Annotated in this window: 4 protein-coding genes; all 4 read right to left on the minus strand. The window is 50.3% G+C overall.

Annotated features, from left to right (window positions below):
- Nucleotides 1–275: 275 nt before the first annotated feature.
- Nucleotides 276–533, minus strand: a complete 258-nt coding sequence (locus BWI97_RS26900; protein WP_102203478.1) for a substrate-binding domain-containing protein — start codon at nucleotides 531–533, stop codon at nucleotides 276–278.
- A complete protein-coding gene (locus tag BWI97_RS26905; RefSeq protein ID WP_102203479.1) occupies nucleotides 530–1,063 on the minus strand; it encodes a LacI family transcriptional regulator in 534 nt (177 codons plus the stop codon). The genes BWI97_RS26900 and BWI97_RS26905 overlap by 4 nt, the downstream gene beginning before the upstream one ends.
- Nucleotides 1,032–1,268 (minus strand): LacI family DNA-binding transcriptional regulator, encoded by a 237-nt coding sequence (locus BWI97_RS26910; RefSeq protein ID WP_102203480.1) that lies wholly within the window; start codon nucleotides 1,266–1,268, stop codon nucleotides 1,032–1,034. The genes BWI97_RS26905 and BWI97_RS26910 overlap by 32 nt, the downstream gene beginning before the upstream one ends.
- A gap of 128 nt (nucleotides 1,269–1,396) precedes the next feature.
- A partial coding sequence (locus BWI97_RS26915) for a carbohydrate kinase family protein (protein ID WP_233208094.1) occupies nucleotides 1,397–1,889 on the minus strand: 493 nt, incomplete at its 5' end.

Consider the following 1,889-nt stretch of genomic DNA (forward strand, 5'->3'; position numbering starts at 1 on the left):
AGAACGTATGAGCAGTCTCCCGTAAAGGCCTGATTTTCAAAGGTGCCCTCGTTCAGCATACGTACACGGCCGCTGTACGTATCAAAGCCAATGACCTAGTATCGGGAGCCGTAATGGTGGTACAGATAAAAACCCATGGCTTTATACTGGGCCATGGTCGTGTCTTTGGCAAGGTGCAGGTTGTGCGATCAGAGAATACTTTTGGGCTGACCAGTACGATCTGCCTGCCAACGAAGCGTTATTAAAGCAACAGGACTGGATGAAGTGATGATCCGTTACAGCGTTCCGCCGGGTACATACACGGATTCAACCATCCACTGCCGGGCGGACAGTCCATAATGCATGCATTCGAACATGGCGGTAATGGCCTGTTTTCCCAGCTTGCGGCCACTGGTTTCTACGTAAGAAACTTCGGGATAATAATTCTGGGGAATGGTGCCGTCGCTGATTGCAATGATCCCTACCTGAGCCGGAACCTGAACACCCGATTGCTGAACGGCCTTCAGTACGCCCAGCAGAATTTCGTCGCTCATGGAAAAAATCGCATCAAAAGACGGGTCCGAAGTAAGCACCTGATACGTTTGCTGATGGGCGTGCGTCGGACTGGTGACTTCCAGAGCCTGATAGCTACGCCGTGGCTCTCCAGTTCATCGAGAAACGCCTGTCGGCGAATCACGGAAATGGACATGTTATGGTGCCCAAACAAGGCCAGCACCCGCTGCTTTTTCCGGGCAATGAGTGCCTGAGCCGCCAGACGAGCCGCCTGTTCATCGGCCAGACAAACCTTCAGGCAAGGCTCCCAGGTAGGAACCTTGTCGAAAAAGAGTACCGGAATGGAATGTTCGGCCAGTTTGAGAAAGGCACTGATGTCTTTAGTTTCGGACGTCAGGGAAGCAAAGATTCCGGCTACGCGGTTTTCCTTGCATACCTTCAGATTAAATAACTCCATGACCGGATCGTCTCCGGACTGTAAAATCAGCAGCGAGTAGCCCTGTTTTTTTACTTCTTCTTCCAGCGAAGCCAGAAAGAAATTATAAAAGTAACTGGAGATGGAAGGGACCATCACTCCAAAGAGATTTGCTCTGATTGGTCCTCAAGTTAACGGCGTAGGTATTGGGTTCGTAGTCGAGTTCGGCTGACAATTCCCAGACTTTCTTTTTGGTAGCTTCGGAAATATCCGGGTGGTTTTTAAGGGCCCGGGATACKGTGCTGATACTGAGTCCTAAAAGTTCGGAAAGTTTGCGAAGTGTGGTAGGTTCAGCCTTCATGACTCAGGTAGCTACGGCTTATTTTACCCGTAACTATGGGTAAGAACCGTTTCCAGCGAAAGGAATTTCATTAGTGAAAAATAGTGCAAAATAAATAAATTTTAGCATAATACATTAGCTTACTTCACTTAAAGCAGACCTTTTAATCGCTGGGAGGCGGTCTGAATACCCTGCTCGACACAGACCGCCAGGGAACTTTGTCCCAAATAGGCCCGGACGAAACCCGACCAGAAAGCATCGCCCGCCCCCGTCGCATCTTTGATATCCGTAATTACCTGAGCGGGCCGGAATTGCCAGTCTTCCTGAGTTGCTTTGTACCAAACCCCATCCCCGCCGCAGGTCAGACACGTCACGCTGGACTGTAAGGTGGACAAATAAGCCTTTGCCTGTTCAATGTTCAAAGATTCGCCCTTCATACGATTGACATCGTCAAGACTGAATTTGAATAGAGGGTTCAACGTTTGTAGCTTTTCGAGCGTCTGGCAGGCTTCCTCGGGCTTCGTCCAGATTTTCTCGGAGTAATTCCAGTCAACCGAAACCGGAATGCCTTGCTGGGCGGCTCGGTCGAAGGCCTGTAAAATGGCGTCGCGGGCGGGTTGCTGGCTCAGGGCAAAGGCGGAA

Origin of the sequence: Siphonobacter sp. BAB-5405 (genome assembly GCF_002872335.1) — a bacterium.
Classification (GTDB): Bacteria; Bacteroidota; Bacteroidia; order Cytophagales; family Spirosomataceae; genus Siphonobacter.